Origin of the sequence: uncultured Nostoc sp. (assembly GCF_964245575.1) — a bacterium.
GTDB lineage: Bacteria > Cyanobacteriota > Cyanobacteriia > Cyanobacteriales > Nostocaceae > Nostoc.
The window spans coordinates 23,120-29,119 of sequence record NZ_CAXTNP010000070.1; the positions used below are offsets into that span (position 1 = coordinate 23,120).

Annotated in this window: 4 protein-coding genes; all 4 read right to left on the bottom strand. The window is 40.8% G+C overall.

The genetic code is table 11. The annotated features are described in order from the left end of the window. Positions 1–98 precede the first annotated feature (98 nt). The 4 genes from ACFFAP_RS13495 to ACFFAP_RS13510 all read right to left on the bottom strand — a co-directional run bounded on the left by ACFFAP_RS13495 (position 99) and on the right by ACFFAP_RS13510 (position 4,876). Positions 99–1,145: a D-alanine--D-alanine ligase gene (locus tag ACFFAP_RS13495; RefSeq protein ID WP_375511700.1), complete on the bottom strand. Its 1,047-nt coding sequence runs from the start codon at positions 1,143–1,145 to the stop codon at positions 99–101. Positions 1,146–1,330: 185 nt separating this feature from the next. Continuing rightward, positions 1,331–2,749, bottom strand: a complete 1,419-nt coding sequence (locus tag ACFFAP_RS13500) for an ATP-grasp domain-containing protein (RefSeq protein WP_375511701.1) — start codon at positions 2,747–2,749, stop codon at positions 1,331–1,333. A 59-nt stretch (positions 2,750–2,808) separates the two neighbouring features. Then, the gene (locus ACFFAP_RS13505; protein WP_375511702.1) at positions 2,809–3,642 is read right to left on the bottom strand and encodes an O-methyltransferase; all 834 of its coding nucleotides are present in this window, start codon (positions 3,640–3,642) and stop codon (positions 2,809–2,811) included. 4 nt (positions 3,643–3,646) lie between these two features. Next, on the bottom strand, positions 3,647–4,876 hold the full coding sequence (locus ACFFAP_RS13510; RefSeq protein ID WP_375511703.1) for a sedoheptulose 7-phosphate cyclase: 1,230 nt from the start codon (positions 4,874–4,876) through the stop codon (positions 3,647–3,649). Positions 4,877–6,000: the final 1,124 nt, after the last annotated feature.

The following is a 6,000-nucleotide window of genomic DNA, read 5'->3' on the forward strand; positions in this document are numbered from 1 at the left end:
TTCTCGTAAACAAGCGATCGCTGCCTCAACCGACTCTTAATTAGCGATCGCTCACCTACACACTACAAGCAGAAAAACCTATACCAAGAAATTCACTATCAATTTTGCAACGCTTTTTTATTACTGCCTAACGTTTCATTAATAGCCATGATTAATAACTCATTTAGAGGGATTCCCACTGCTTTAGCCATAGAAGAAATCACACTTTTAGGGGCAAAAGAACAATATAAACCGGCTTCTAAAAACCAAGGTTCTCCCTCTGGGTCGATCCGGAAATCAAATAAACTGTAGTGACGACAACCCAAAGCTTGATGACACTTCTTAGCCACTTGCTGAACCTTTAGCGTCATCGGGTCGTTCGGGTCTACAATCCAAGACTTCTTATTATCTTTAGCAGCGAAACCCAAATTGCCATCGTCTGTTTGTTGGAGTTTATCAGCATGCCTGCGGATGGGTTTGGAGTGGGGGTCTAACAGATACTCTTCAAGGGGTAAACCCACTAGCTCACCGTCTTTGACAATGATGCCGCATCTGACTTCTCGACCGAGTTCGATGAATTCTTCTACAATCACCTCATCTGAATATTCAAATGCTTGCTTCAGAGCAGCGTCATAGTCAGTAGCATCTTTGACTAAGGCCATCCCTAATGAGTTATCGGAACTTACGGGTTTGACGATCGCTGGAGGTGTAATTGTCGGCGTATCTCCTTGGCAAAGCACTTCTCCACGAGGCACTTTTACCCCTGCTGCTTCGACAATTGCTTTGGTTCTGGCTTTGTGCGCCGTTATTGCCATGATATCTGGAGTATTGCCTACGTAAGGAATCTTCAGCAGGTCGAATAGGGCCCGGTATTCAGTCATTCCAGGGATACAAAACATTTGTGGTAACATGATGTCAATGTTTTGCGCTGTTAAAAACTGTATGGCATCAGACAGAGCCATAGGTTTGGTGTCAGCAATATCTTCAGGGCTGAGGGAGGGAGGAAATCGCCACTGACGATCGGGTGTGATGTATGCAATCTGAAAGTCATAGTGCGATCGCTCTACTGTTGCTGCCAAACAGTCTTGGGCGTAAAGGCGTGACAAATCACAGTAAAAATCATTGTATGCAGACCCAACTAAATGAAGGATACGAAGTACTGGCATGAATCATCTTCCTATGTACTATTAAAATTTATATAACGGTTATTGATTGAGTGACCAACAAGAACCCCACCCCCAACCTCTAAGAGCTTTTCGAGAGGGGACTATGATCTACTGAATTCTTCTTTAATTACGAATTATGAATTACGTAGCTTGCTTCTGGCTTTTGGCGAGTATTACGAATTATTTTAATCGCCACCTAATTCCACCAGTTTGCCAATGTTGAAGTCTATTTTTACCCATCCTTTGAGTTGTTGCAGATTTTTCAGCAAAAGCAAGGGAATTTGCCAGTGATGCAAAGTTAAAAATGGTATAGGGTCATCAAGACTGTAAATGGCATCAGTGCCTCGCAGTAGGGTATCAACCGAAGTTTGCAATTGTTTCCAGGAACGGATACCAGTTAGTCGCCAAATTTCGTGATATATGAAGTAAGTGGGCTTGCTACTTGCTAGGGGTTCCAGAGGTGCAGCTAGGGGAGTTTTACCAAGATAAGCGTCTGCAACACCAGGATGATTGTAGAACATTGTGATTGCCGAATGGGTACGGGGATTGCATTCAATGGCGTAAACTGTACCGTCCTCAGCTTGGATAAAGTCGAAAGAAACTTGCCCAGTTAGTGCCAAACTCTTGACGAAGTGTTGCACCCATTCACGAATTTGGGGATTTTCGACGTTTTCATAGTTGATTTGAAAAGCAGAAGAGTCTGAACAGCAATGTAATCTTAATTCCCCATCTCGCACTGTACTATGTGTGCATAATTCCTTACCAGGAATAAACTCTTGCATAATCCAAGGTTTTTCTGGACTAATGGGTAAACTGTTGACAAAGGCTGCTGTCTCTTCTGGGGTGTCGCAGGGAAGTTTGGTTAAATTTAAGCGGCGAACGGAGTCGTAATCAATACTTTTAAGAATATATTTGCGGGTTTCTTGACTAAAATCGAAATTGATAACTTGTTGAGGATCTGTAATTTTAAAAGATTTGGGAACAGATAAACCAAGCGATCGCGCCCGATCGGTAAGGGCAAATTTATCATCCAACATCTTGGTTATATCTGGATCAAAATGGAAAACTTCGCAGTATTCTGATAATGCAGCCTTTGCTAAAGATTCATAGTAGCTAGATACAGGACTGGATACAGGTACAAAAACGTCAACCTTTTCCTTTTTAACGATTTCTACTAGCGCCTGGATATAGCCTTCTGGGTCTGATTGCGGAGCCGGAACTGTATAAAAACGACTCACAGCTTTTGAAAATCTATGCCCAGACAACCAGTATTTATGACCTTCAATCAAAATAACTCTGTGTCCTGCGGCATGGAAGGAGCGAGCAAGTTGCAATGCTTTAGTCATCTTGGCTCCACTCACCAAGATCGTCTGAGGATGAGCAGCTACGACATTTTTTGTAAACGGCGAACGCCTACGGCGGGGCGTAGCCCAACGCACAATGCCCCACAACAAAGATATCAATACTATCAAAGCATTGAACGGCAAGGCTATTAGCAATAATGTCAGAGTACCGAGAGTCTTGAATAAAGCTATTACCTTTACCCTAACACCCGTTGATGACGTTGGGGATTGAGACAAAGATAAAGAAATTGATTGTGCCATAAGTCTTTCCTTTGTGTTTATTTTAGAGACGTTGCAATGCAACGTCTCTAAAAACTTCATTACACCACGCGTCTAATTAGAGTTATACCATCTCGGATGGGTAACAGAACTTGCTCGACACGAGGATCGGCAGCGACAACACGGTTGAACTGAGCGATCGCTTCACCGTTGGCGGTGCGTTGTTCGGGTGGTAGGTAAACTTGTCCCTGCAACAAAGTGTTATCCACACAGATTAACCCGTCAGGAGTCAGTAAGTTACTATCCAAAATGGTCTGGAAGTACTCTACATACTCTTTTTTATCCGCATCGATGAAGATCAGATCAAATACTTCATTTCTGGCAGCCAGCTTGTAGAGTGTCTCTAGGGCAGGTGCTACTTCCACAACGATTTTGTCGCCGTGGGCAGACTCACTAAAGCAACGAACAGCAAATTGAGCAACATAAGGATCTACTTCGCAACCTATAAGTTGCCCATCACTTGGTAATGCTTCTGCCATTGCTAAGGCTGAATACCCTGTAAACATTCCTACTTCTAGAATGCGCTTTGCCTTGGTTATGTGAACAAACATTTTCAATGTCTGTCCTTCAAGATGTCCTGAGAGCATCTCCTGCTCTAATTGACGCACTGTTTCACCATCGCTGAAACGCTTGCTCCAGTCTTCAACGCTAGTTTTTTGCGCCAATGCTGTTAATGCGCTCGATTCGGGGGTGGTGTAATCATCCAAGTAGGGATCTAAACCCGACGCTAATTGAACTCCCTGGCGCAGAGAATCTAATATCTCTACAGGAATGTTGTTCTCTTCTGCTAATTTGAGGGTTTTCTGTAGTTGGGCTACTAAGATGCTGTGTGGCGTTATTGGTCTAGCAGTCTCTCGTCCTAAAACACTCGTCATATCTTCACACCCCCAAGAGTTGAGCTTCTTGAGTTTCAATGTAGGCATCAATCCCTTCGCCACCACGAGGGTATTTAGCACAAAGACGTTTGTGTTCAGCTAAGGCAGCATCAAGTTCTTCACGAGTCAGATCGTTGACAAAGAAGCACTCACCAATAGGCCGAGGCATGGCTGCACGTTGTTTGCCGTCTCGCGTCAAGCTAATAGACTTGGTAGCATACCACAATAAATCCCCATCTAGTAGAGGATGATCGAGTGATAAACCTATACGACTCATCAAATCTAGGATGCGATCGCGCTCCCCTGTTGAAATATAGCCCCGTTGTGCTGCAATGGTTGCAGACAATGCCATATCTATATTGACCGCGTGACCATGATATAGGGGTATGTGAGGTGCTAATTCTAGGGTAGGACTCCAAGTGTGACCGTAAGCAATGACGCGATCAAGGTCTATTTCATGCAAGTTAGGAGTTTCTAACTCCAACATGGTTTTGATTGCCTCGTAGTTGAGTTTATGGGCAATCTCTTTAATTTCCGGTGTAGCATTCACATGTCCAAAGTGAGTGGAAAGCAGTTCTTCACCATATTCATATAGCAGTTCAAAGACTTCAGAGTTAGAAACTACTGCAATTTTCACCAACTCTGCCATCCCATTACGAACTTGATCCGTTGGCAAGGTTTTCAAAAATGAGAAATCTAGGATCACTTTCAAAGGTGCATGATATGCTCCCAAGCGATTTTTTTCCTTACGATGATTAACTGCAACCTTAATTGCTACACCTGCATCAATTAAACCAATCAACGTGGTAGGAATGCGAATGTAGTTACTCTTGCGACGGTAAGAAGCGCAAGCAAACCCAGCCACATCAGTAATTAGACCACCGCCGACGACTAAGACTGGTTCCTTACGAACTAAGCCAAAGTCCGAAAAAGCGTCAATAATTTTCTCAAAAGTTGCCAGGGTTTTAGCTGGCTCTGTAATAATGATTGGAAATACCGTCAGATCAATGTCATAGTGTCTAAAATATGACTTGATCTGATCGCCATAAAGTTCATGGACATTGGCATCAATTACAGTCAGACAGCGACCAAATTTTGCATAGCTCTCTGCGATTTCTCTGTTTTGAATATCAAATGCACCGTTCACATAGACAAGACTAAAATCGATTTTTTCGTAACCTTGCACGTGAAACGCAGCTTCTGTAGCTTCAAATGATGCTTGAACTTTATTCATGTGTGTTGACCTGATTCCAATTTAAAAGTTGTGAGATTTCGGTAATAATTGCGATTTACCCTAATGTATGCCAGCAGGAAATAATGCTCTTTATCGTTTGAGAATAAAGACATCATTAAATGAGCTTTCAATAAAAAGCTTACTTATATTTATAACTGGCAATGTTATTAAAAAACACCATTCATGGGAATAAATTCTGTAGGTGGGCTAGTCTCTAATTTAAGATAGCCTCTAAACTAGTCAACTAGTCCCACTAGCAAGATTTTGCCATAATACTTGCATTTTTTATTTCGGGATTATTAACTTTAGAGAGAGGAAAATTTCTCTTAATTGAGGTTTATTCCACTATGTTTAATTTTAGTGGCTTTCCAACTGTACGATTCTGCAAAAATTCTAGCCTATAAAACTGAGCGTATCGTTGTTCTCCTAGCTTCAATTTGAGATTATAACCCTGATTAGTCGTTAGTTCGCTGTTTTTTAGCATTAGTATCAAACCTTATATCGCTAAACTCGCTATCTTCTATTTGCTTCAGAATAACAGTGGACTTGTAGGAAGTTTATCTAAATTTTATTAACTCCACTATGTTTGTCTTTAGCAACTTTCTAACCATTAGACTTTGCAAAAGTTTTATCTTAGTAAACTACTCATATTGTCTATCTCCAGGCTGATATTTTAGATTACAGGCATGATTAATTCTCAGCTAGCTGTTTTTTAGCATTAGTCTCAAACCATAAAATGGTTAAAAACGAACATGACTCACTACATTCTATTCAGAATGCCAGTATAATTCTTTTTTCATTTAATCAAGTTACTGCTCAGTATTCAACATACCTACCTCGGTAACTTCTAAAAATTCAGAATTTAAAAATCTCTGAGTTTCTAGTAACAAAACTTTAACTTTATTTAAGCAACAGTTGTTTGTTAAAAATTTCTAAGTTTGCTTGAATTGCCTTGAAAGTTCTAAATTAGACTATCTTAGCTTAATTTAGCAGATAATTTACCATTGGTAAATTAAAATTACAACACAAATCATAACATTAGAACAATAGAAATCATAACATGTGTAAATATATTTAAGTCAATCCACCATGCGAAGTGTACTGAATAACAATGTATTTTTAAA

Bases quoted from the DNA above. Each gene is read 5' to 3' on its own strand.
- ACFFAP_RS13495 (WP_375511700.1), bottom strand. From the start codon at position 1,145: ATGCCAGTACTTCGTATCCTTCATTTAGTTGGGTCTGCATACAATGAT.
- ACFFAP_RS13500 (WP_375511701.1), bottom strand. From the start codon at position 2,749: ATGGCACAATCAATTTCTTTATCTTTGTCTCAATCCCCAACGTCATCA.
- ACFFAP_RS13510 (WP_375511703.1), bottom strand. From the start codon at position 4,876: ATGAATAAAGTTCAAGCATCATTTGAAGCTACAGAAGCTGCGTTTCAC.
- ACFFAP_RS13505 (WP_375511702.1), bottom strand. From the start codon at position 3,642: ATGACGAGTGTTTTAGGACGAGAGACTGCTAGACCAATAACGCCACAC.